The sequence below is a fragment of the Pantoea sp. AN62 genome (assembly GCF_050432985.1).
GTDB classification, from domain to species: Bacteria; Pseudomonadota; Gammaproteobacteria; order Enterobacterales; family Enterobacteriaceae; genus Pantoea; species Pantoea brenneri.
Window position 1 is genome coordinate 241,488 of the sequence record NZ_JBNPYB010000001.1, and the last position, 24,289, is coordinate 265,776.

Below are 24,289 nucleotides of genomic sequence, written 5' to 3' on the forward strand. Positions count from 1 at the left end.
TTTGTCACAGGCACCAGAAGAATGAACCTTTCATCCCCATCTTCCCTTCCGGCTGCTGTTTTTTCGGACAACAGGAGTCTTTTTAGATGTTTTTTACCCTGAAAAAAGTGATCGGCGGGCTGTTGTTACCCCTGCCGTTTCTGCTTTTGCTGATGGCGCTCGGTATTTTATTGCTTTGGTTCACCGACTGGCAGAAAAGCGGCAAAATTTTAATCTCCGCCAGCTGGCTGTTTTTGCTACTGCTGAGCCTGCAGCCGCTGGCTGACCGCCTGCTGTTGCCACTTGATAGCCGCTATCCGACCTGGAACGGCACACAGCCGGTCGATTACATCGTGGTACTCGGTGGCGGCTATACCTTTAATCCTGACTGGGCGCCCAGTTCGAACCTGCTCAATAACAGCCTGCCGCGCGTGGCGGAAGGAGTACGTCAGTGGCGTCGCTATCCACATGCCACGTTGATTTTTACCGGTGCCGCAGGCGGCACTAACCCGCGCAGCAGTGCCTCGGTGGCCGCGCAGGTGGCTGAAAGTCTGGGCGTACCAGCGGATCATATTCAGATTCTCGATCAGCCGCGGGATACTGCTGATGAAGCTCAGGCGGTAAAGAGCGAAGTGGGTCAACGCCCGTTCCTGCTGATCAGCTCAGCCAATCATCTGCCGCGGGCGATGCGCTTTTTCCATGCAGTGGGACTGAACCCGATTGCCGCGCCGGCCAACCAGTTAGCGATAACCTCGCCGCTCAATGGCTGGGAGCGCGCCATTCCATCATCAATCTGGCTGAGTCACAGCGAGCGGGCAGTTTATGAAACGCTGGGTACGGTACTGCAGCGGCTGAAGGGAGAGGATACGCGGTCATCCGAGCCAGGGGAGTAGCTGTGCGCGCGCGTGGTCGAAACGTGGCCGGTCAAATTCGCCGGTCTGCACCAGCCGATCGATACAATCCCATAACTGATAGAGCCAGCGCCGCCAGACAAAGCCTTCAGCAACTGGCGCGCGTTGCAGATAGGCGTGCAGCAGTGCGGTCTCAGCGGGTGACTCATCCAGCTGAATCAGATCGTATTCACGCGGTGCCCAGAGAATCGTACCCGGCTGCGTCATCGCCAGCAGCTGATCGCTGCGGGGATTTTTCAGCATACTTTGCAGCCTGACGTTACCGTGAACCAGCACGCAGGGATCGTTAAAGTCGCGAAACAGATGCGCTAACCGCGCCCGGCTGCGGAACAAAATCTGACGATCGTCCAGCGTAAAGGCAGGCGGTCGCAGATAACTTAAGGTCGACCAGAGCACCTCTACCCGTTGCGCATACCAGGCGGGCCAGTGGTTTTCCTGGGTACTGTCTACCGTGCCCACCAGACCGTGGCTGTCGAGCCGGTGCCAGGCAAGTAGCCCTTCCACTACCTGTTCGCAAAACTGTTGCCAGCGCTGAGCATCACGCGCTGGCGCTTCGGCCGGCACGCCATTGAGCCGCGCCAGCAGCAGCATTTCATGCACCGGCGGTTGCTGGCTCATCACCAGACCAAATACGGCTGGCACCGCAATCAATCCGGCATGGCCCAGCAGCGCCAGTTTTTTTGCTTCCAGCGCAGCACGGCCCTGATGACGGAAATACTTCGCCATCACCGGCATCGGCTGACCTTCACTATCGTACAGCGCATAAAGTCGGGTGGGTGGATGTTCGCTGATTACTTCGAGACGACTGATGTTCTCACCGAGCACCAGCGCCAGTTCGGATTTAAGCTGTTCCATGCGGCATCCTCCTCAGATGAATTTCACACTATCCTGAAGGGACTACAGATAAGAAGTTTAGTGGCGGATCAATAAAATTGCGCAGTAACGGGGAGCGTCTCCCCGTTTGATCAGGCCTGCATGGCGGCGCGAACGCGCTGCAGATCTTCTGGCGTATCCACTCCGACGCTGGGGATGGTTTGCGCCACGGCAACATGAATCTTTTCGCCGTACCACAACACCCGCAACTGCTCGAGCAGCTCGATCTGTTCCAGCGGGCATGGCGCCCAGGCAACGTAGCGGCGAATAAAGCCGGCACGGTAGGCATAGATGCCAATATGACGCAGCAAAGTGTCACCAATCTGCTCGCGTGAGCGGGCATAACGTTCACGATCCCACGGGATTGTCGCCCGTGAAAAATAGAGCGCGTAGCCGTTAACGTCCATCACCACTTTCACCGCATTCGGATTAAAAGCTTCCTCTGCATCGGTGACTGGCACCGCCAGCGTCGCCATTCCTGCCGCAGAACCGGCCAGATTGTTCGCTACCTGCCGCACGATCTCCGCCGGAATCATCGGCTCGTCACCCTGCACATTGACGATGATCTCATCATCAGCGAACTGATATTTTTCGATCACTTCCGCCAGACGCTCGGTGCCGGACTGATGATCGGCACGCGTCATGCAGACTTCACCGCCTGCAGCTTCAACCGCCTGCGCCACCGCCGGATGATCGGTCGCGACGATCACCCGACTGGCGCCCGACTCACGGGCGCGCTCCATCACATGTACCACCATTGGCTTGCCGTGGATATCGACCAGCGGCTTACCCGCTAAGCGGGTTGACGCATAACGCGCAGGAATGATGGCGGTAAAACTCATGGATGAATCTCTTCAACAGAGAGCGTACGGGCTTCATTTTCCAGTAACACCGGAATGCCGTCACGCACCGGAAACGCCAGGCCGTCCGGTTTGCAGATCAGCTCCTGCTGCGCATTGTTATAGTAGAGTTTGCCATTGCACACCGGGCAGGCAACGATTTCGAGTAAACGATGATCCATATGTCCTCCATCAGGGACCGAATGCATAAGGGGTAAAGCATACCATAGCCCAGCCCGGGCGGGAGGGCGTAAAACGTATCAGCACATCACGGGCTACCCGCTTCGCGATTCAGCGACCACTGGGCCGGCCAGTGCTGTCGCAGCGAGGCCGGTGCCTGCAGCAGCGAGACGGTTTCCGCCCCCTGCCATGCCGCAAAGCGCTCAATCGCCCGCCGGATATCCTGCACAAATCGCAACGTGACCCGCGTCTGCGGCTCAAGCCAGATATTTTTAATCTCCAGCTGCTTTGACTGACGCAACATACGGGCATCCAGCCGGCCTTTTATCTCACCACGATGCAGCATCGGCAGGACAAAATAACCAAATTTGCGCTTAGCCGCCGGCGTATAACACTCGATGCGGTAATCAAAGCTGAACAGTTCCAGCGCACGCTTGCGGTCCCAGACCACCGGGTCAAACGGTGATAAAAGCGCACTGTGTGTCGCCTGCAGCGGGTTCTCAAGCATCGGCAGCAAATCGCGATGCAGCCACATGTCGCCCAGCCCGTCGGCCGTCACCGCAATCAGATCGCCCGCTTCCTGCGCTTCTGCCAGAAAGGTGCTGAGCGGCACCCGTTTCAGGCGGTAATAGTCTGCCAGCCAGCTGCCGCGAAAAATGCCGAGACTGCGGGCGCTGTTAAGTAACATCAGACGGGTAGCCTCAGCTTCACTGATGCTGTGCAGAGCATCCTGCCAGTCGGGCATCACCCGGCTGCGCAGATCGTATACCCGTTGAAAATTGCGGCGTTCAGCGACCATCAGCTCACCGGCACTGAACAGATTTTCCAGATGCCGCTTGTGCGGTTTCCACGCCCACCATCCCGGCTTATGATTCGCGGCATGCGCAAAGTCCGCTGCGCGTACCGGGCCGTTTTCGCGGATTTGCTGCAGTAATTCAGCGATTTCCTGCTGGTGGTCAGCGACCCATTGCGCATTGTACTTCCAGCCCAGCCGTTCCGGCGACAGCATACGATGACGCAGCAATCTGTAGTCGGCTCGCGGAATAAAACAGGCCTCGTGTGCCCAGTATTCAAACACCTCGCCCTGCGCCAGCGCCTGTTCCAGCCACACCGGAGGATAGTCACCGAGGCGACTGAACAGCACCAGATAGGGGCTACGGGCCACAACATTAATAGTATCGATTTGCAGCAGCGACATACGGGAGATGCAGTCAATCAGATCCTGATAGCGGGCGCGCTGGCGCGGTGGACGCAGCAGGCCCTGCGCGGCGAGATGAAGGTGACGTGTTTGCTGTAATGAAAGTGAATGCAGAGGGTTCATTCTCTTCCTTATCCGGTCTGGTGACTAGTTGCGCGCCTGACCGCTGCGGCACAGCTGTTCGATATCGTCCAGCAATGGGGTGACTGCCGTGCCCTGCAGACGGGCATCAACCGGCAGATACCACCAGTTGGGCTGGGCAAATTGGCGGCATTTCACCGCATCTTTTTCGGTCATCAGCAACGGCTGTCCGTCTGATGTCAGACGCGCCAGCTCATCCTGACTGTATGCATGATGGTCGGCAAAGGCGACTTCTGCCACCGGGGTGATACCCAGCTGTTTCAGTGTGGTAAAGAAGCGCGGCGGATGCCCGATACCGGCCATGGCGATAACTGGATCAAGCTGATCAACCGGCCGGGTTTCGCCGCTCAGCAAATGCGTCGCCAGCCCTGGCTGAAGTTGCATGGCTATCTCACCGTGCTGCGCTTCGCCACCGTTAACCACAATCGCATCCACCTGACTCAGCCGACTGGCACGTTCCCGCATCGGCCCGGCCGGTAACCACCAGCCATTGCCAAAACGACGTACCCCATCCACCACCACAATTTCGCGGTCGCGCTGGAGCGCATAGTGCTGCAGGCCATCATCGGTGATGATCACATCTAACGGCCCCTGTTTCAGCAGCGCTTCAATCGCCAGACGCCGCTTTGGCGCTACGGCCACCGGCGCACCGGTGCGCTGGGCGATCAGTACCGGCTCATCTCCAGCCTGTTCGGTGGAGGTCTGCCCGGTGACCAGCAGCGGATACTGCTCGGCTTTACCGCCGTAGCCACGCGACACCACGCCCGCACGCAGACCGCGCTGTTGCAATGCTTCGACCAGCCAGATGACTACCGGCGTTTTGCCATTGCCGCCAGCCGTCAGATTGCCCACCACCACCACCGGCAGCGGTGCGCGCCAGCTTTTACGCCAGCCGCGCTGATAACTGAATCGAATCAGAGTGGTGATCGCCCCATACAGCAGGCTCAGTGGCCATAACAGCAGCCATAAGGGTGAACGACCACTCCAGATACGCTCAATCATTGGCCGAATTGCATCTTGTGCAGCTGTGCATAGGCTCCGCGCTCTGCTAACAGCACCTGATGCGTTCCGCGCTCAACAATCTGACCATCTTCGATCACCACGATTTCATCCGCTTTTTCGATGGTAGAGAGTCGGTGGGCAATCACCAGTGAAGTACGGTTCTTCTGCAGTTCGTCCAGCGCTGACTGAATGGCCCGCTCGGATTCCGTATCCAGTGCCGATGTTGCTTCATCCAGGATCAAAATAGGACAATCACGTAACAGGGCACGCGCAATCGCAATACGCTGACGCTGGCCGCCTGACAGCAGCACACCGTTTTCGCCGATCACCGTATCCAGCCCTTGATCCATCTTATTGATGAAGTCCATGGCATGCGCCATGGTTGCGGCCTTTTCGATCTCCGCGCGGCTGTACTGCTCGCTGCGGGCATAGGCGATGTTATTGGCAATGGTGTCATTGAACAGATGAACATTCTGCGACACCAGCGCCACCTGATTACGCAGCGAACGTAAGGTGTACTCGCGCAGATCGTAACCGTCCAGCAGGATTTCTCCCTGCTGAATGTCGTAAAAGCGAGTCAGCAAGCTGGCCATGGTCGACTTACCGGAACCGGAGCGACCCACCAGAGCAACCGTTTTGCCTGCCGGCAGAGAGAGATTGATATTGCGCAGCGCCGGCACATCACGCCCCGGATAGGTAAAGGTGACGTTGCGGAACTCAATATCGCCCTTCGCACGGGTAATTTCACGGCTGCCGTTATCCACTTCCTGCTTGCTGTCCAGAATAGAGAACAGCGTCTGACAGGCGGCCATACCGCGCTGGAATTGAGCATTGACGTTAGTCAGTGATTTCAATGGACGCATCAGCGCGATCATCGATGAGAACACCACGGTGATAGTACCGGCCGTCAGGGTATCCATTACGCTGGGGAAGCTGGCGGCGTAAAGCACGAAAGCCAGTGCCAGAGATGCGATCAGCTGAATCACCGGATCGGAAATTGATGAGGCTGAAACCAGCTTCATTCCCTGCTGACGCATGCGATTACTGACCCGGGCAAAGCGCTCAGATTCAATCTCCTGACCGCCAAAAATCAGCACTTCTTTATGGCCCTTCAGCATCTGCTCAGCGCTGGTGGTAACCTGCCCCATGGTATTTTGCATGGTTTTACTGATATTACGGAAACGCTTAGAGACGGTGCGGATAGCAAAAGAAACGATCGGTGCCAGAACAATCAGAATCAACGACAGCTGCCAGCTGTAGTAGAACATCATGATGAACAGGCCAATAATCGACGCACCTTCACGCACTACCGTCACCAGCGCACCAGAAGAGGAAGAAGCTACCTGTTCGGAATCATAGGTGATGCGTGACAGCAGGGTACCGGTTGACTGCTGGTCAAAGAATGATACCGGCATGCCCATCATATGGCTGAATAGCCGACGGCGGATATTCATGACCACGTTGCCAGAAACCCAGGAGATGCAGTAACTGGAGATATAACTGGTCACGCCGCGGATCAGCATCAGGCCAATAACCACCAACGGCATCCACAGCATCACCGATTTATCGGCTTTACCAAACCCATCATCCAGTAACGGTTTCAACAGGGAGAGCATTAAGGCGTCGCCCGCAGCGTTAATAATCAGGGCAATGGAGGCCACAATTAATCCCGCCTTGTTAGGCGCGATCATCGGCCAGAGTCGGCGGAATGTCTGCCACGTAGAGAGATCTTTATCTAGATGCATTATTTATTCACGCTGTTGGAAATAGCCGGCCATTCTACCTGGATTCGCGTTTGACGCCAAACCACTGATGATACCAACGGGGCATTAATTGATCGCGCAGACCAGAAACCGCAATTTTACCCTGTTGAATAGTGATGCTTATCTGACCCGATTGCCCGGTATCGAACCAGTTAAAGCCGGCCCGCTGATAATTCTCCAGTACGCTTTTGGCGGGCATCCGCCATGCATTGTAGCGTGCCAGCGAGGCTATAGCGGTCTTTCCCGCCGTACTGCGCAACAGCAGCCGGGTTGAGGAGGTGCGGCTGCCATGGTGCGGCACCTGCAGAATATCGACCCTGAGACGTTGTTTCTCCAGCGCAACCAGTTGACGTTCCGCCAGCGCCTCAATATCGCCGGTTAACATGACTCTGACCTGGCCGTCATCAACGATGATCACACAGGAATCGTTGTTGTCGCCCACCGTTGGTATCGACAGTGGCCAGAGTACTTCAAAGTGGAGTTGCTGCCAGCGCCATTGTGTACCGCGTACGCAGGGTAAGTGGGCGTTGTTTGCCAGCGCGCTGCGCACTTTCACCGCCGGCCAGCGTGCTGTTATCGATTCCAGGCCGCCAGTATGGTCGAGATGTTTATGGCTGAGAATCACCTGTTGCAACCGCAGCTGTTTTCGCTCCAGCCACGGAATAATCACCCGGCTGCCAGCATTGTCGGTCTGCCAGCGCGGACCGGTATCATACAGTACCGCCTCATCGCCCTGGCTGATCACCATACTTAAACCGTGGCCAACATCCAGCATATCAATGCGCCATCCCTGCCCCTGCGGCGGCTGGCGACTCAATACCATCGCTAGCGCGATTGCGCTGCTGCTCACAGGCAGAGAAAAGAACAGCTGGGTCCGCCATACGATCAACCCACCCCATACCAGCACCGCGAAAAATGCAGTGCCGTGCAGTGGCCACCAGCCGGGTGGCAATGCTGCCAGACTCTGTAGTAACGCCCGTAACGACAGGTCGGCAGCCTGCCAGAATAGCAGCGATAACGCCGGTACAGGCAGCAGCATTGCGATAAGAATCAGTGGCACGGTGATAAACGACACTACGGGAATGGCCACCACATTGGCCACCAGCGCAGTCAGGCTCAGTCCGTTAAAAATCGCCACCTGCAGCGGTGCCATCAGGATCAGCATTCCCAGTTGAAGATGCAGCAACTGCACGGGCAACCAGCGCCGTTGATGATGAAATCGCCACGGAAGCGGGAACCAGTGAAACCAGATTAACAGCATGGCGACGGCCAGCGTTGAGAGCCAGAAGCTTTCCGACAGCACGGTTAGCGGATCGAGAATCAACAGCAGCGCCACGCAATATGTCCATACCTGCCAGCTATTCAGCTGCACACTGGCAAAACGGGTGAGCGCCCAGAGCGTAAGCGCCAGCAAAGCACGCTCGGCAGGAGGATGCGCGCCTGACAGCCAGCTATAGAGCGCAGCGAACAGCCAGCTTATCATCAGCGGGAAGCCATAGCTGATGTAGCGTGCCGGCAACCTGTACTGCATCCCGCGCGCCAGTAGCCAGCCGCAACCGGCCGCCAGCGCAATGTGCATGCCTGATATCGCCATCAGGTGGGCGGTACCAGTATCCCGTAACAGCTGTCGTGTTTCACGGCTCAGGTCATCCCGGATGCCGAAAGCCAGGGCCTCTAACGTAGCCTGCGACGGTAAGGCGGTGGTCTGCCTGCGGTGCCATAGGATAAATCGCCAGCGCCAGTTACACGCCCGATTGTCAGCTACCTGATGAATAATGCGTCCCTGAAGCGGTGTATTATTCGCCAGCGCAAAACGCTGCGCATCAAAACCCCCCTCATTCAGTCGGGCATGAACCGCGCGTAAACGCAGCTTCATGGTCCAGCGCTGGCCGGGACAGTACTGCTCAGGATCGGCATCAAAGTAAAGCCAGGCAAAACGCGGCGGAAACAGCATCTTTTCGCCCTCTTTCAGCAGACGAACCCTGATTTGCTTTCTCTCCTTTCTCAGTTCGCTAATACGGATGCTGTAAGTCGCTGGCCGCTCGGCATGGTGTTCAATATCTCTGACCATTAATCGTGCATCATTAGTTGCCCATGCCAGAAATATCAGGGCGATCCCGGTTATGCGCAGGCTCTGCGGGCGACTGTGCAGTAAAACGATCCCGGTTAATAGCAAGCCGAGAATGATACCGCCAGAGGGAAGTCGGGCGATAAACAGTAAAGGCAACGTAGCAACAACTGCCAGCCGGGCTAAAACTATCCATGTCAGCATAATCACATCCATCCTGATGAATGTGTTTATTCTGAACGGTTGGCGAAGAGGTGAAAGCAGGTAATCAGGCAGTAGCGAGCGGCATCGCATTAATCCGCAGGGCTTGCAGAGTGGGTTGCACTAATCCGGATGTCAGCTCCAGGTGTCAGCACTGAAAAATAGCAGCCAAAAAAAAACGACATCCGGAGATGTCGTTTGTCTGGTTCGGTATCGGCTTAGCCGTAGATATTTGCGCGATCGCGCAGTTCTTTGCCTGGCTTGAAGTGGGGAACGTATTTACCTTCCAGATCCACTTTGTCACCCGTTTTAGGGTTACGACCAGTACGCGGAGCGCGATAGTGCAAAGAAAAGCTGCCGAATCCCCGGATTTCGATGCGTTCGCCCTGTGCCAGCGTAGTGGCCATGTGCTCAAGCATCTCTTTTACTGCATCCTCAACGACTTTCGCCGGTATATGAGTATGCTGTCCCGCCAGTCTTTCGATCAGTTCTGACTTGGTCATGTAACCTCCGGTTTATCCCTCTGGGAATGTATGACAGCTTTTACCGAAACCGGGTGGTTGCCCACCCGGTGCTTCAGGTCGATTACTCGCCTTTAGCCGCTTTGAACGCTTCAGCCATGGCGTTAGAGAAGTTACCTTCTTCCTGTTTGGTGTTAACAGTATTGATGGCTTCTTTCTCATCAGCCTGGTCTTTCGCACGGACAGACAGGCTAACAACACGGTTTTTACGATCAACGCCGGTGAATTTAGCTTCAACGTCGTCGCCAACGCTCAGAACCAGAGTGGCATCTTCAATGCGGTCCAGTGAAGCTTCAGAAGCGCGCAGGTAACCCTCAACGCCGTCTGCTAATTCAACTGTAGCACCTTTAGCATCAACAGCAGTTACTTTGCCGTTAACGATAGCGCCTTTCTTGTTCAGCGTGATGTAGTTGTTGAACGGATCTTCTGCCAGTTGCTTAACGCCCAGAGAGATACGCTCACGCTCTGCATCGACCTGCAGTACAACGGCAGCGATTTCGTCGCCTTTTTTGTACTCACGAACGGCTTCTTCGCCAGTCGCGTTCCAGGAGATGTCAGACAGGTGAACCAGACCGTCGATGCCGCCGTCCAGGCCGATGAAGATACCGAAGTCAGTGATTGACTTGATTTTACCTTCAACACGATCGCCTTTGTTGTGCGTCTCAGCGAACTGCTGCCATGGGTTAGATTTACACTGCTTCAGACCCAGGGAGATACGACGACGCTCTTCGTCAATGTCCAGAACCATAACTTCAACCACGTCGCCTACGTTAACAACTTTAGACGGATGGATGTTTTTGTTGGTCCAGTCCATTTCAGACACGTGTACCAGACCTTCAACGCCTTCTTCGATTTCCACGAAGCAGCCGTAATCAGTCAGGTTGGTTACACGACCGGTCAGGCGAGTGCCTTCCGGATAGCGCTTAGCGATAGCCACCCATGGATCTTCGCCCAGCTGTTTCAGGCCGAGGGATACGCGGGTACGCTCGCGGTCGAACTTCAGCACTTTAACAGTGATTTCGTCGCCCACATTGACGATTTCGCTTGGATGCTTAACGCGTTTCCAGGCCATGTCAGTGATGTGCAGCAGGCCGTCAACTCCACCCAGATCCACGAATGCACCGTAGTCAGTGAGGTTCTTAACGATACCTTTGACTTCCATGCCTTCCTGCAGGTTTTCCAGCAGCTGATCGCGCTCTGCGCTGTTTTCGGATTCGATAACCGCACGACGTGAAACCACGACGTTGTTGCGTTTCTGATCCAGCTTGATCACTTTGAATTCAAGCTCTTTGCCTTCCAGGTGCAGCGTATCGCGCACCGGACGAACATCGACCAGTGAACCTGGCAGGAACGCACGGATACCGTTCAGCTCAACTGTGAAGCCACCTTTAACTTTGCCGTTGATAACACCGGTAACAGTTTCAGCGTCTTCGTAAGCTTTCTCCAGCGTGATCCAGGCTTCATGGCGCTTAGCTTTCTCACGGGACAGCAGGGTTTCACCGAAGCCGTCTTCCACTGCATCCAGAGCAACATCAACTTCGTCGCCAACCTGGATTTCCAGTTCGCCGGCTGCGTTCTTGAACTGCTCTGCAGGAATTGCAGATTCAGATTTCAGGCCCGCATCAACCAGAACGACATCTTTGTCGATAGAAACGACGATGCCACGAACGATAGAACCCGGGCGGGTTTCGATTGTTTTTAAGGATTCTTCAAATAGTTGAGCAAAAGATTCAGTCATATTGATAATCTTCAGGATTCTTCAATTTAACGTCCATCTGACTTCATGTCGGATGGGGTTGTTTCACATGCCCAGCACCGGGTCCGTGGTACAGGGTGATAAAATTCAGTTAAGCCGTAATGCCCAGCTTTTCACGGGCATAGTGTAGCGCTTTTTCAATGACTTGATCGATGGACATTTTTGTAGAATCCAGCATCAGGGCATCGTCAGCGGGTACTAAAGGCGCAATTGCGCGATTGCGATCGCGGTCATCACGTTCTTTTATCTCGGCTAAAAGGCGATCAAAGTTAACATTAAAGCCATTATCCTGCAACTGTAGCATACGGCGCTGGGCGCGCTCTTCCGCGCTGGCATCAAGAAAAATTTTGACCGGCGCATCCGGGAAAACCACCGTGCCCATATCGCGACCGTCGGCAATTAAGCCTGGCGCTTCGCGAAAACCGCGCTGACGACGCAGCAATGCTTCACGGACACGCGGGAAAGCCGCCACGCGGGAGGCGGTGTTGCTGACCTCCTGAGTCCGAATTTCACCGGTGACATCTTCCCCTTCGAGGATGACCTGCATTTCGCCCTTTTGTGACACAAAGCGCACATCCAGATGTGCCGCAATCGGCACCAGCGCTTCTTCAGATTCGATATCGACCTGATGATGCAACGCCGCCAATGCCAGTACGCGGTAAATCGCACCGGAATCCAGCAGATGCCACTGCAACGCTTCCGCCATCGCTTTGCACAGGGTCCCTTTTCCCGCACCACTTGGCCCATCGATAGTTATGACCGGGGCAGTTACTGTCATTATTCCCTCCTGTTGCTGCGCGCTCTTCGGCCTGTCGGCCATCGGTAATGACTAGCATTATACGCTGCCCAACCCACCTTGGTTACCCTTTCGCACTGACGGTGTTAATAATTCCAGGTAAATCAGAGGATTTCTGCCGCGATACGGCCAGATAATATGAGGATTTCCGGTGCGATTTCGCACCGGAGAGAGGCTATCAGGCTGGCTGGCTGATCTTAGCCAGCTGGTCGAAATAGTCAGGGAAGGTTTTTGCCGTACAGCCCGGATCGAGAATGGTGACCGGCGTATCGGAGAGCGCGACTAATGAAAAACACATCGCCATGCGGTGATCGTTATAGGTGCCAATATCCGCATGAATAAGGGTAGCCGGCGGCGTAATACGAATATAATCGTGGCCCTCTTCCACTTCCGCACCCACTTTACGCAGCTCGGTAGCCATAGCACTCAGCCGATCGGTCTCTTTCACCCGCCAGTTATAAATGTTACGCAACTGGGTCGTGCCTTCGGCAAACAGTGCCGTGGTGGCAATGGTCATCGCCGCATCCGGGATATGGTTCATGTCCATATCAATGGCGCGTAACGTGCCGGCAGTGCAGGCAATATAGTCATCGCCCCACTCAATCTTCGCGCCCATTTTTTCCAGTACGTCCGCAAAACGGATATCGCCCTGCACGCTCTGGCGGCCAATACCGGTGACCCGCACCGTGCCACCTTTAATCGCAGCCGCAGCGAGGAAATAAGATGCGGAAGAGGCATCGCCTTCTACCAGATAATCGCCTGGCGACTGATACTGCTGCTGTCCTTTAATCAGAAAGTGCTGATAGTTCTGGTTTTCAACCTCAACACCAAAGCAACGCATCAGGTGTAGCGTAATGTCGATGTAGGGTTTGGAAACCAACTCACCTTTGATGGTGATGCGGGTATCCTGCTCAGCCAGCGGCGCAGTCATCAATAATGCCGTCAGGAACTGGCTGGAGACGCTGCCATCCACGCTGACGTCTCCGCCGGTAAATCCGCCGCGTAAGCGCAGCGGCGGATAATCCTGATTCTCCAGATACTCGATGCTGGCGCCGCCCTGACGTAATGCATCAACCAGATGGCCGATTGGACGTTCTTTCATCCGCGGCTCGCCGGTCAGTTCGATATCCTGCTGTCCCAGGCAGAGCGCTGCGGCCAGTGGACGCATCGCGGTGCCGGCATTGCCCAGGAAAAGCGACAAAGGCTGTGATGATTGCAGAGGGCCGGCATTCCCCGTAACTTCACATACCCGGCGATCGCTGGAGAGCGTATAGCTTACACCCAGTGCGCTAAGCGCATTGAGCATGTGCTTAACATCATCGCTGTCGAGTAAGTTAGTCAGACGGGTAGTACCTTTAGCGAGGGCAGCCAGCAGTAATGCACGGTTTGATACGCTCTTAGAACCGGGCAGATTTACCGTGCCATTAACGCGGGCGATGGGTTGGAGAGTCAGGGAGTCCTGCATGTGAAACGAAATCCTCAAAAAATACGAAGACCTCGCCATCTGACGAGGTCTGGCATCAGCATCAATGCTGATATGTCATTAATCAGCCGTGACGGCGTTCAAAATCAACCATAAAGTCGGTCAGCGCCTTAACGCCTTCCAGCGGCATGGCATTATAGATAGAAGCACGCATGCCCCCGACTACCCGATGTCCTTTCAGCGCATGCAGTCCCGCCTTGAAAGACTCTTCAAGGAACAATGCATCCAGCGACGCGTCGGCCAGCTGGAAAGGGATATTCATGCGTGAACGGTTGTCAGTCGCCACATCGTTGCGGTAGAAGCCGCTGTGATCAATCACGCCGTACAGCAGGTCAGCTTTGGCCTGATTGATCCGGTCGATTTCTGCCACACCGCCCTTCTCTTTCAGCCATTTGAATACCAGCCCCGAAAGGTACCAGGCGAACGTTGGCGGGGTGTTAAACATCGAATCGTTGTCGGCCAACACTTTATAATCGAGGATTGACGGCACTGACGCCTGCGCCTGACCTAACAGATCTTCGCGCACAATCACCAGCGTTAAGCCTGCAGGCCCGACGTTTTTCTGCGCACCGGCATAGATCACGCCATAGCGGCTGACATCAATCGGGCGGGACAGAATGGTAGAGGAGAAATCTGCGACCACCGTTTTGCTGCCAAAGTCAGGCTGCTCGTCGATCGCAATACCGTCGATAGTTTCATTCGGGCAGAAATGCAGGTAGGCGGATGCATCACTGACGTCCCATTCCCGCATCGGCAGAATCGCGCGTTTACCGTCGCGTGTGGTTTTGACATCCAGGGTGCGCGGGGAGCAATATTTTTGCGCTTCTTTGATGGCGCTGTGCGCCCAGTATCCGCCGTCGGCATAGTCTGCACTGGAAGCGGTGCCGAGCAGGTTGCCAGGCACGGCAGCAAACTGCGCACGTGCCCCACCGTGACAGAATAATACTTTGTAATTAGCCGGTATTTTTAGCAGATCACGGAAGTCCTGCTCCGCCTCTTCAGCAACCTGAATAAACTCTTTGCTGCGGTGACTGATCTCCATTACGGAGGTTCCCAGGCCACGCCAGTTTGTCAGCTCTTGTTCTGCACGACGGAGCACTTCAACCGGCAGCATCGCTGGGCCGGAGCTAAAATTATAAACTTGCGTCATTTCCCCTCACCACTGTCATATCGAACGGTTATGAATAACTTACCGGTTTTATCACTGCATCCTGGCGGCTGCAATCATAAATCGGGTAGCGGTCACATTTTCTGAATCTGTCGCGCCGGAGGTTATGTTACCAATGCAAACCAGCACGAAATTTTGTGAGGCTTCGTCCAGCCTGGCGGTTTACCGTTTGGCCTGACTGGCGAGAAGGTGAAAACTAAGCCGGTAAAATTATCCCGCCTTGATAGCGGATCGTCAGCAAAATCCGTATCATTGCGCGCTTTACGCACCCTATGACAACTGAGAGAGCGGCACTATGACGCAAACATTTATCCCGGGCAAAGATGCCGCGCTGGAAGACTCCATTACCCGTTTCCAGAATAAACTTCAGGACCTTGGCTTTAATATTGAAGAAGCATCGTGGCTGAATCCTGTTCCCCATGTCTGGTCTGTGCATATTCGTGACCGCGATTGCCCGCTCTGCTTCACTAACGGCAAAGGCGCCAGCAAAAAAGCGGCACTGGCCTCCGCGCTGGGTGAATATTTTGAACGCCTCTCAACCAACTATTTCTTCGCCGATTTCTGGTTAGGGAAAAGTATCGCTAACGGCGACTTCGTTCACTATCCCAATGAAAAATGGTTTGCACTGCCAGCTGATGAATCACTGCCAGAGGGCATTCTTGATCCGCGCCTACGGGCTTTTTATGACCCGGATAATGCGCTGACGGCAGCAGAGTTGATTGATCTGCAGTCCGGCAATGTCGAACGCGGCATCTGCGCGCTGCCTTTCACCCGTCAGTCAGATCAGCAAACCGTCTATATTCCGATGAACATTATCGGCAACCTCTACGTTTCTAATGGTATGTCAGCCGGTAACACTGCCAATGAAGCGCGGGTTCAGGGGCTGTCAGAAGTATTTGAGCGCTACATTAAAAACCGCATCATTGCCGAAGCGATTAGCCTGCCGGCGATCCCGGATGCCGTCATGCAGCGTTATCCCGATGTGGTTGAAGCGATTGCGCGGCTGGAAGCAGAAGGGTTCCCAATCTTTGCTTATGATGCCTCGCTGGGCGGCAAATATCCGGTCATCTGCGTCGTGCTGTTCAATCCGGCAAATGGCACCTGTTTCGCCTCGTTCGGTGCTCATCCTGATTTTGGTGTGGCGCTTGAGCGTACTGTTACCGAATTATTACAGGGCCGCAGCCTCAAAGATCTGGACGTGTTCACGCCGCCGACCTTTGATGATGAGGAAGTGGCGGAACACGCCAATCTCGAAACGCACTTTATTGACTCGAGCGGTCTGATCTCCTGGGATCTGTTCAAAGAGACCGCGGACTATCCGTTTGTCGACTGGTCGTTTGCCGGCACCACTGAGCAGGAATTTGCCACGCTGATGGCGATCTTCGCCGCTGAAGATCAGGAAGTTTATATTGCTGATTACGAGCATCTGGGCGTGTACGCCTGCCGCATTATCGTGCCTGGCATGTCGGACATCTATCCGGCGGAAGATCTGCTGCTGGCGAATAACAGCATGGGCGCAGGTATGCGTGAAACCTTACTGGCCCTGCCTGACAGCAACTGGAATCCTGAAGAGTATCTGGATCTGATTGGTCAGCTTGATGATGAAGGCTTTGATGACTTCACCCGCGTGCGCGAACTGCTGGGCCTGGCAACCGGTAAAGACAACGGCTGGTACACGCTGCGCATTGGCGAATTAAAAGCGATGCTGGCGATGGCGGGCGGCGATCTTGAGCAGGCGCTGATCTGGACCGAATGGACAATGGAGTTCAACAGCTCAATCTTTACCCCTGAACGTGCTAACTACTATCGTTGCCTGCAAACCTTGCTGTTACTGGCAATGGAAGATGAGCGTGATCCCCTGCAATATCATCATGCATTTGTACGTATGTATGGCCCAGAGGCGATGGAAGCCGCTTCAGCAGCCATCAGTGGTGAGGGTCCGTTCTACGGGCTTCAGGCTGTTGATGAGGAACTGAAAGCATTCCCGGCTCATCAGTCACTGCTTGCGGCCTATGAAAAACTGCAAGCGGCCAAACGTCGTTACTGGCAAAGTGCGTAATTACCCGCGAATGAACGGTAAATGACGCCAACGCCCTGCTATCAGGCTGGCCTGACAGCAGGGCGTTATTTTTTCATGAAACATTAGCTGCATTAAAATTATTTTCTGCCAGAACACTTCATAATATTTAACATATCAATCCACAATGAATAACATGCGCCGCGCGTTGAAGCAGCGCAGCCCTTTCATATTAAAATAAATTTGTATTTTTAAAATTTATTTATTTTTTATTATTCAAACGCTTATTTAAAATAATTCCCTTTAAGCTGGCTCATATCGTCTGTCGCTCCGGCAAACATGATCCAAATCAATTACTGACCTATACTCCTTTGTTAGTATTTTTTCAGACAACTTATGGAGTAAGTTAGTGTGAAAGCTGACAACCCTTTTAATCTGTTACTACCGGCCGAGATGGCGAAAGTTGCTGAAGATGCAGGTATATACAAAGCAACTAAACATCCTTTTACCACCTTCTTTCTGGCGATAAACGCCGGCGTATTTATCTCCATTGCCTTTGTTTTTTATATCACAGCAACCACCGGTACCGCTGCAATGCCATATGGCATCGCCAAACTGATCGGTGGCATCTGTTTCTCTCTGGGTTTAATGCTGGTAGTGGTGTGTGGTGCCGACCTCTTTACCTCTACCGTTTTGATTGTGGTGGCCAAAGCCAGCGGACGCATCAGCTGGCCTCAACTGGCCCGCAACTGGATAAACGTCTATCTCGGTAACCTGGCAGGCGCGCTCTTCTTCGTCGGACTGATGTGGTTTGCCGGCGAGTACATGGTGGCGAATGGTGCCTGGGGACTAAACGTCCTGCAAACCGCTGACCACAAAATGCATCACACGTTTATTGAAGCGATGTGTCTGGGTATCCTGGCGAATTTGCTGGTCTGCCTGGCCGTCTGGATGAGTTATTCAGGCCGGACTCTCACCGATAAGCTGGTAGTGATGATCTTTCCTGTGGGGATGTTTGTCGCCAGTGGCTTTGAGCACAGCATTGCCAATATGTTTCTCATCCCTTTTGCCATTGTGATTCGCGACTTCGCAAGCCCTGAGTTCTGGCAGGCTACCGGCGCTACCGCTGCACAGTTCCAGTCGCTCACAGTCAGCAACTTTATTTTTGACAACCTGATTCCCGTCACCCTCGGCAATATTATCGGCGGCGGTGTACTGGTCGGGTTGACCTACTGGATCATCTATCTCCGTAACGGTGACCAGTCACATTAAACGCATTTTTGACGGCGCAATATGTTCACTGCGCCCGACCGTAAAGTCTCCTCATATAAGGCAGGTATATTATGACCGAACTTAATGCAAAACTGGCTTCAGCCTGGGAAGGATTTGCTGAAGGTGAATGGCAGAATAGCGTCAATGTGCGCGACTTCATCCAGAAAAACTACACTCCGTATGAAGGTGATGAGTCTTTCCTGGCGGGTCCGACCGAAGCGACCACCAAATTATGGGAAAGCGTACTTGAAGGCATTAAAATTGAGAACCGCACCCACGCACCGGTAGATTTCGATACTGACCTGGCGTCAACCATTACCTCGCATGACGCGGGCTACATCATTAAGCCGCTGGAAAAAATCGTTGGTCTGCAGACCGAAGCCCCATTAAAACGCGCCATCATTCCTTATGGCGGCATCAAAATGGTCGAAGGCTCATGCAAAGTTTATGGCCGCGAACTCGACCCATCGCTGAAAAAAATCTTCACTGAATACCGTAAAACGCATAACCAGGGTGTCTTCGACGTTTATACCCCGGATATTCTGCGCTGCCGTAAATCAGGTATCCTGACCGGTCTGCCTGATGCTTACGGCCGTGGCCGCATCATTGGTGACTACCGTCGTGTCGCTTTATACGGTATCGACTATCTGATGGCGGACAAATTCGCACAGTTCGCCTCTTTACAGAGCGACCTGGAAAATGGCGTTAATCTTGAAGCCACTATCCGTCTGCGTGAAGAGATTTCTGATCAGCATCGTGCTTTGGGCCAGATTAAAGAGATGGCAGCCAAATATGGCCATGACATCTCAGGTCCGGCAACCAACGCTATGGAAGCGGTACAGTGGACTTACTACGGCTATCTGGCCGCAGTTAAATCGCAGAACGGCGCCGCGATGTCGTTTGGTCGTGTCTCTACCTTCCTGGATATCTACATCGAACGTGACCTGAAAGCCGGTAAACTAACCGAAGAACAGGCACAGGAGCTGATTGACCATCTGGTAATGAAACTGCGTATGGTCCGTTTCCTGCGCACGCCGGAATATGACGAACTGTTCTCTGGTGATCCAATCTGGGCAACCGAATCACTGGCCGGTATGGGCGTTGATGGCCGTACACTGGTATCGAAAAGCACCTTCCGCTTCCTGAATACCCTTTACACCATGGGTCCTTCACCAGAGCCGAACATGACCATTCTGTGGTCTGAAAAACTGCCTATTAATTTCAAAAAATATGCAGCTAAAGTCTCCATCGATACCTCATCATTGCAGTATGAAAATGATGACCTGATGCGTCCTGACTTCGATAATGATGACTACGCCATCGCCTGCTGCGTCAGCCCGATGATCGTCGGCAAACAAATGCAGTTCTTCGGTGCGCGTGCCAACCTGGCGAAAACCCTGCTGTACGCAATCAACGGCGGCGTTGATGAAAAAATGAAAATGCAGGTTGGACCGAAAGAAGACAAAATTACCGATGACGTGCTGGATTTCGACACCGTTATGGCGCGTATGGACCACTTCATGGACTGGCTGGCTAAACAGTATGTGACGTCGCTGAACATCATCCATTACATGCATGATAAGTACAGCTACGAAGCCGCACTGATGGCGCTGCATGACCGTGATGTTTATCGCACTATGGCCTGTGGTATTGCCGGTCTGTCAGTGGCAGCGGATTCACTGTCAGCCATTAAATATGCCAAAGTGAAACCAGTACGTGATGAAGATGGCCTGGCAATCGACTTTGATATTGAAGGCGAATATCCGCAGTTTGGTAACAACGACCCGCGCGTCGATGACCTGGCCTGCGATCTGGTTGAGCGCTTTATGAAGAAAATTCAGCAGCTCAACACTTACCGCCATGCCGTACCGACACAGTCTGTCCTGACCATTACTTCTAACGTGGTTTACGGTAAGAAAACCGGTAACACCCCAGATGGACGTCGTGCTGGCGCGCCATTCGGTCCAGGTGCGAACCCAATGCACGGCCGCGATCAGAAAGGTGCGGTAGCGTCACTAACCTCCGTCGCTAAACTGCCGTTTGCCTACGCCAAAGATGGTATCTCTTATACCTTCTCGATTGTACCAAACGCGCTGGGTAAAGATGATAACGTGCGTAAAGCCAACCTTGCCGGTCTGATGGATGGTTATTTCCATCATGAAGCCAGCATCGAAGGCGGTCAGCATCTTAACGTCAACGTGATGAACCGTGAAATGCTGCTGGACGCCATGGAGCATCCAGAGAAGTATCCACAGCTGACCATCCGTGTTTCCGGTTACGCTGTACGCTTCAACTCCCTGACTAAAGAACAGCAGCAGGACGTGATTACCCGTACGTTTACGCAGTCACTGTAAACACCGCGCTGTACTGAATATAAAAGGCTCCGCAGGGAGCCTTTTATTCAAAAGTCTGTTCTGATGGTGATCTCATCTACGGTCACGATCAGAATCGATTTCCTGCCCTGAGCGCAACAGAGATTGCGCCGTCTGTCCCGGCAGACTCACTGGAGAAAACATCGCAATGTCAGTCAACGGTCGTATCCACTCATTCGAATCCTGCGGAACCGTCGATGGTCCCGGTATCCGTTTCATTACCTTCTTCCAGGGCTGCCTGATGCGCTGTCTCTACTGTCACAACCGTGACACCTGGGACACCCACGGCGGGAAAGAGATCAGCGTCGAGGCGTTGATGGCGGATGTACTCTCTTATCGTCATTTTATGAACGCCTCAGGCGGCGGCGTCACGGCGTCGGGCGGTGAGGCAATTCTTCAGGCTGAATTCGTGCGCGACTGGTTCCGCGCCTGTAAAGCTGAAGGCATTCACACCTGTCTTGATACCAACGGCTTTGTCCGCCGCTACGATCCGGTTATCGATGAGTTGCTTGAGGTGACCGATTTAGTAATGCTCGATCTCAAACAGATGAATGATGAAATTCACCAGATTCTGGTTGGCGTATCGAATCACCGCACGCTGGAATTTGCCCGCTATCTACAGAAAAAAGGTAAACGGACCTGGATTCGATTTGTGGTCGTGCCTGGCTATTCTGACGACGACGATAGCGTGCACCGGCTGGGTGAATTCACCCGCGATATGGAAAACGTTGAAAAGATTGAGCTGTTGCCCTACCACGAACTGGGCAAGCATAAATGGATTGCGATGGGTGAAGAATACAAGCTGGATGGAGTCAAACCGCCAACCAAAGAGACGATGGAGCGAGTTAAAAATATTCTCGCCAGCTATGGCCACGAAGTGATGTACTGATTAGCCAGATAACAATAAAAAGGGAGCCCGTGGCTCCCTTTTTCATACCCTGCCCTCAGGCATGCGCCACCGGCGTGGCATGATGATTCGCTTTACGCAGCAGCATCACCAGATAGATCAGTGCCACTGCTGCAATCATCACAAACAGCAGCCGGTCAGAGTAATTTTGCATCAGCATTGAGGTCATTCCCGGCCCCACCAGACTGCCAACGGTGTAGCTCATCAACAGCGCCTGATTCATCGCCACCAGTTCATGGTGCGCTACCGTTTCACAGGCCCATGACATCGCCACCGGATAGAGTGTAAAACCCGCCAGCCCCAGCACGAACAGTGCCGGCGCCATCGCGGCGTTAGTCAACATGGCCATCGCGCCCAGAATCACTACAAACACCTGGACCCGTAATACCAGCATGCGGCCAAAGCGGTCAGCCAGCCGGCCAATCGGCCACTGACCGACGATACCTGCGCTCACCAGCAATGCCATCCAGTAACCGACGTTGGCATCGCTCATACCCTGATGCGACAGGTAGAGCGGCATCAGGCCGTAAAGCGAACCCAGAACGATGCCTGAGATGATGCAGCCGTTGATGCCCAAGCGCGAACTGCGACGACGCAGCATTGGCCAGATGCGTCCTGGGGCCGCTTCAGCCGGTTCACTGCTGGCGGAAACACGGGTGAAGACCAGCGGCAATACCGCACAAAACACCAGGCTGGTTACCCACGGGATCACACTTAACAATTCTGTCGACAGCTTACTGACCAGCAGTTGTCCGGCCACGGTGCCGAGATAGTAGACAATCATATAGGCAGCCAGTAGCTGGCCGCGATTGCGCACCGTGCCGCTGCACAGCAACGCGCTCTCCACTACCACCCACATCAGCGCACAGCCGACGCCAGCGATAAATCGCAGCGAACTCCACGCCCAGAAGCCTTCCATCATCGCCAGGCAGATCGTCGCCACGGCAAACAGGCCGGTGGCGAGATAGTAGCTGCGGTTGAATCCGTACTGTCTGATTAACCAGCCAGCCAGCACTGTGCCAGCAAGATTGCCGGTGTAATAGGATGAACTGACGATACCCACTTGCCATGTGGTCAGTAAGTCATGGGTCAGCCACAGCGGAACCAGCGTATTAAGTACGGCGATTGAGACGGTCATTAACAGCAGGCCGCAAAGCAGCAATATCACGGGACGTGACCAGGTTGACATAGGGGGCAGGAACCAAAGCGAATGAAGGAAATTGCGCGCAGTTTGCCATTGGCTTTTTTAAAGTCAATGGGGACAAATTTGTTGCAGCACATTTTGCTGTATCACAATTTAATTTACTAATCATCAGTGGGTTACAAACAGACTAAGCGGCAGAACCACAAATGCTATCTCTATGAAAAACAGGATTTTTAAGCCGTTCAGCTGCTCTGATATCGATAACGTTTATTTGTGATAAGTTCCTAAGACGAACTAACCCTGCGCAGAGATAACAGACATAAAAAAACCCGGCCGAAGCCGGGTCTGCTATTCAGTGCGGGCTTAGCCGATAATCTCAACGCCGTTCATGTAAGGACGTAAAACCTCAGGCACCACGATGCGGCCATCCTGCTGCTGATAGTTTTCCAGCACCGCCACCAGCGTACGACCCACTGCCAGACCTGAACCATTCAGGGTATGAACCAGACGCGGTTTCTTATCCTGCTTGCTGCGGCAGCGCGCTTGCATACGGCGCGCCTGGAAATCGCCCATGTTGGAGCATGAGGAGATCTCACGATAGGTATTTTGAGCCGGTAACCAGACTTCCAGATCGTAGGTTTTAGTCGAGCCAAAGCCCATATCGCCGGTACAGAGTAAAACCTTACGATAAGGCAGGTCCAGCAGCTGCAGAACTTTCTCGGCGTGGCCGACCAGCTCTTCCAGCGCATCCATTGACTGTTCCGGCGTTACGATCTGCACCATCTCGACTTTATCGAACTGATGCATACGGATCAGGCCGCGAGTGTCACGGCCATAAGAACCGGCTTCAGAACGGAAGCACGGAGTATGCGCAGTCAGCTTAACCGGCAGGCTCTCCTCTTCAAGAATCTCGTCACGCGCCAGGTTGGTCAACGGGACTTCCGCCGTTGGGATCAGCGCATAGTGGCTGCTGTCTGATTCCTCTTCCAGCGGACGGGTATGGAACAGATCTTCACCGAACTTCGGCAACTGACCGGTACCGTACAGCGTTTCATGGTTGACCAGGTAAGGCACGTAGGTTTCGAGATAACCGTGCTGCTCAGTGTGCAGGTCGATCATGAACTGACTCAGGGCACGATGCAGACGCGCGATCTGGCCCTGCATCACCACAAAGCGTGAACCGGTCAGCTTCACGGCGGCCGCAAAATCAAGCCCTTTCGCCGCTTCACCCAGCTCAACGTGATCTTTTACCTCGAAGTCGAACTGGCGCGGTTCGCCCCAGCGGCTGACTTCCTGGTTTTCGCTGTCATCTTTACCCAGTGGCACTTCATCTGCCGGAATATTTGGCAGCGCCAGCGCGAAGTCACGAATTTGATTCTGCAGTTCATCCAGTTCTGCTTTAGCGGCATCCAGGCGTTCGCCCAGCGCATTCACTTCCTGACGCAGTGGCTCGATGTCTTCCCCACGGGCTTTGGCCTGGCCGATGGATTTGGATCGGGCATTGCGCTCCGCCTGCAGGTTTTCTGTTTCGACCTGCAAGACTTTACGACGCTCTTCAAGCGTACGCAGCGTTTCCACATCCAGTTTAAATCCCCGGCGTGCCAGTTTTTCTGCGACTGCGTCTGGCTCGTTACGCAGCAGATTGGGATCGAGCATGCTTATCCTGTGTATTTAAAAGTTGATTGAAAGAAGGGACGC

The 24,289-nt window shown here is 53.9% G+C and carries 19 protein-coding genes; 5 read left to right on the top strand and 14 right to left on the bottom strand.

Going from position 1 to position 24,289, the window contains the following annotated elements:
- Positions 1–86 precede the first annotated feature (86 nt).
- Complete coding sequence (gene elyC, locus FHW04_RS01230; protein WP_069728107.1) at positions 87–872, top strand: envelope biogenesis factor ElyC; 786 nt, start codon at positions 87–89, stop codon at positions 870–872.
- Here the strand turns inward: elyC and FHW04_RS01235 are convergent.
- The 12 genes from FHW04_RS01235 to serC all read right to left on the bottom strand — a co-directional run bounded on the left by FHW04_RS01235 (position 852) and on the right by serC (position 14,861).
- Positions 852–1,745 carry a YcbJ family phosphotransferase gene (locus FHW04_RS01235; protein WP_031376633.1) on the bottom strand — a complete coding sequence of 298 codons (894 nt, stop codon included), beginning with the start codon at positions 1,743–1,745 and terminating at the stop codon, positions 852–854. The two genes, elyC and FHW04_RS01235, sit on opposite strands and share 21 nt — an antisense overlap.
- Positions 1,746–1,855: 110 nt before the next feature.
- Positions 1,856–2,605 (bottom strand): 3-deoxy-manno-octulosonate cytidylyltransferase, encoded by a 750-nt coding sequence (gene kdsB, locus FHW04_RS01240; RefSeq protein ID WP_089561091.1) that lies wholly within the window; start codon positions 2,603–2,605, stop codon positions 1,856–1,858.
- Positions 2,602–2,784: a Trm112 family protein gene (locus FHW04_RS01245; RefSeq protein ID WP_031376635.1), complete on the bottom strand. Its 183-nt coding sequence runs from the start codon at positions 2,782–2,784 to the stop codon at positions 2,602–2,604. Before FHW04_RS01245 ends, kdsB begins: the two co-directional genes overlap by 4 nt.
- Positions 2,785–2,870: 86 nt before the next feature.
- Positions 2,871–4,103, bottom strand: coding sequence for a winged helix-turn-helix domain-containing protein (locus tag FHW04_RS01250; protein ID WP_089561092.1), 1,233 nt, complete (start codon positions 4,101–4,103; stop codon positions 2,871–2,873).
- A gap of 24 nt (positions 4,104–4,127) precedes the next feature.
- Positions 4,128–5,123, bottom strand: coding sequence for a tetraacyldisaccharide 4'-kinase (gene lpxK / locus FHW04_RS01255; RefSeq protein ID WP_094106332.1), 996 nt, complete (start codon positions 5,121–5,123; stop codon positions 4,128–4,130).
- Complete coding sequence (gene msbA / locus FHW04_RS01260) at positions 5,120–6,868, bottom strand: lipid A ABC transporter ATP-binding protein/permease MsbA (protein ID WP_046288418.1); 1,749 nt, start codon at positions 6,866–6,868, stop codon at positions 5,120–5,122. Before msbA ends, lpxK begins: the two co-directional genes overlap by 4 nt.
- Before the next feature lie 34 nt (positions 6,869–6,902).
- The gene (locus FHW04_RS01265; RefSeq protein WP_089561185.1) at positions 6,903–9,158 is read right to left on the bottom strand and encodes a DNA internalization-related competence protein ComEC/Rec2; all 2,256 of its coding nucleotides are present in this window, start codon (positions 9,156–9,158) and stop codon (positions 6,903–6,905) included.
- A gap of 215 nt (positions 9,159–9,373) precedes the next feature.
- Positions 9,374–9,658, bottom strand: a complete 285-nt coding sequence (gene ihfB, locus FHW04_RS01270) for an integration host factor subunit beta (protein WP_003849360.1) — start codon at positions 9,656–9,658, stop codon at positions 9,374–9,376.
- Between the two features lie 82 nt (positions 9,659–9,740).
- Positions 9,741–11,414, bottom strand: a complete 1,674-nt coding sequence (gene rpsA / locus FHW04_RS01275; protein WP_031376639.1) for a 30S ribosomal protein S1 — start codon at positions 11,412–11,414, stop codon at positions 9,741–9,743.
- Between the two features lie 109 nt (positions 11,415–11,523).
- Positions 11,524–12,210, bottom strand: a complete 687-nt coding sequence (gene cmk, locus FHW04_RS01280) for a (d)CMP kinase (protein ID WP_089561094.1) — start codon at positions 12,208–12,210, stop codon at positions 11,524–11,526.
- Positions 12,211–12,406: 196 nt separating this feature from the next.
- Positions 12,407–13,693 (bottom strand): 3-phosphoshikimate 1-carboxyvinyltransferase, encoded by a 1,287-nt coding sequence (aroA, locus tag FHW04_RS01285; protein WP_089561095.1) that lies wholly within the window; start codon positions 13,691–13,693, stop codon positions 12,407–12,409.
- Positions 13,694–13,775: 82 nt separating this feature from the next.
- Positions 13,776–14,861: a 3-phosphoserine/phosphohydroxythreonine transaminase gene (gene serC, locus FHW04_RS01290; protein ID WP_031376642.1), complete on the bottom strand. Its 1,086-nt coding sequence runs from the start codon at positions 14,859–14,861 to the stop codon at positions 13,776–13,778.
- A 313-nt stretch (positions 14,862–15,174) separates the two neighbouring features.
- On the opposite strand from serC, the gene ycaO reads away from it, so the two are divergent.
- The 4 genes from ycaO (at position 15,175) to pflA (ending at position 21,429) form a co-directional block, all read left to right on the top strand.
- Complete coding sequence (gene ycaO, locus FHW04_RS01295; RefSeq protein WP_089561096.1) at positions 15,175–16,938, top strand: 30S ribosomal protein S12 methylthiotransferase accessory factor YcaO; 1,764 nt, start codon at positions 15,175–15,177, stop codon at positions 16,936–16,938.
- A 369-nt stretch (positions 16,939–17,307) separates the two neighbouring features.
- Positions 17,308–18,168, top strand: coding sequence for a formate transporter FocA (gene focA, locus FHW04_RS01300; protein ID WP_031376644.1), 861 nt, complete (start codon positions 17,308–17,310; stop codon positions 18,166–18,168).
- Positions 18,169–18,239: 71 nt separating this feature from the next.
- A complete protein-coding gene (gene pflB / locus FHW04_RS01305; RefSeq protein ID WP_031376645.1) occupies positions 18,240–20,522 on the top strand; it encodes a formate C-acetyltransferase in 2,283 nt (760 codons plus the stop codon).
- 166 nt (positions 20,523–20,688) lie between these two features.
- On the top strand, positions 20,689–21,429 hold the full coding sequence (gene pflA / locus FHW04_RS01310) for a pyruvate formate lyase 1-activating protein (protein ID WP_031376646.1): 741 nt from the start codon (positions 20,689–20,691) through the stop codon (positions 21,427–21,429).
- A gap of 55 nt (positions 21,430–21,484) precedes the next feature.
- Here the strand turns inward: pflA and FHW04_RS01315 are convergent, their stop codons facing one another.
- Both FHW04_RS01315 and serS read right to left on the bottom strand, forming a co-directional pair.
- A complete protein-coding gene (locus FHW04_RS01315; RefSeq protein WP_031376647.1) occupies positions 21,485–22,636 on the bottom strand; it encodes an MFS transporter in 1,152 nt (383 codons plus the stop codon).
- Between the two features lie 318 nt (positions 22,637–22,954).
- Positions 22,955–24,247 (bottom strand): serine--tRNA ligase, encoded by a 1,293-nt coding sequence (gene serS, locus FHW04_RS01320; RefSeq protein WP_031376648.1) that lies wholly within the window; start codon positions 24,245–24,247, stop codon positions 22,955–22,957.
- Between the last annotated feature and the right edge of the window lie 42 nt (positions 24,248–24,289).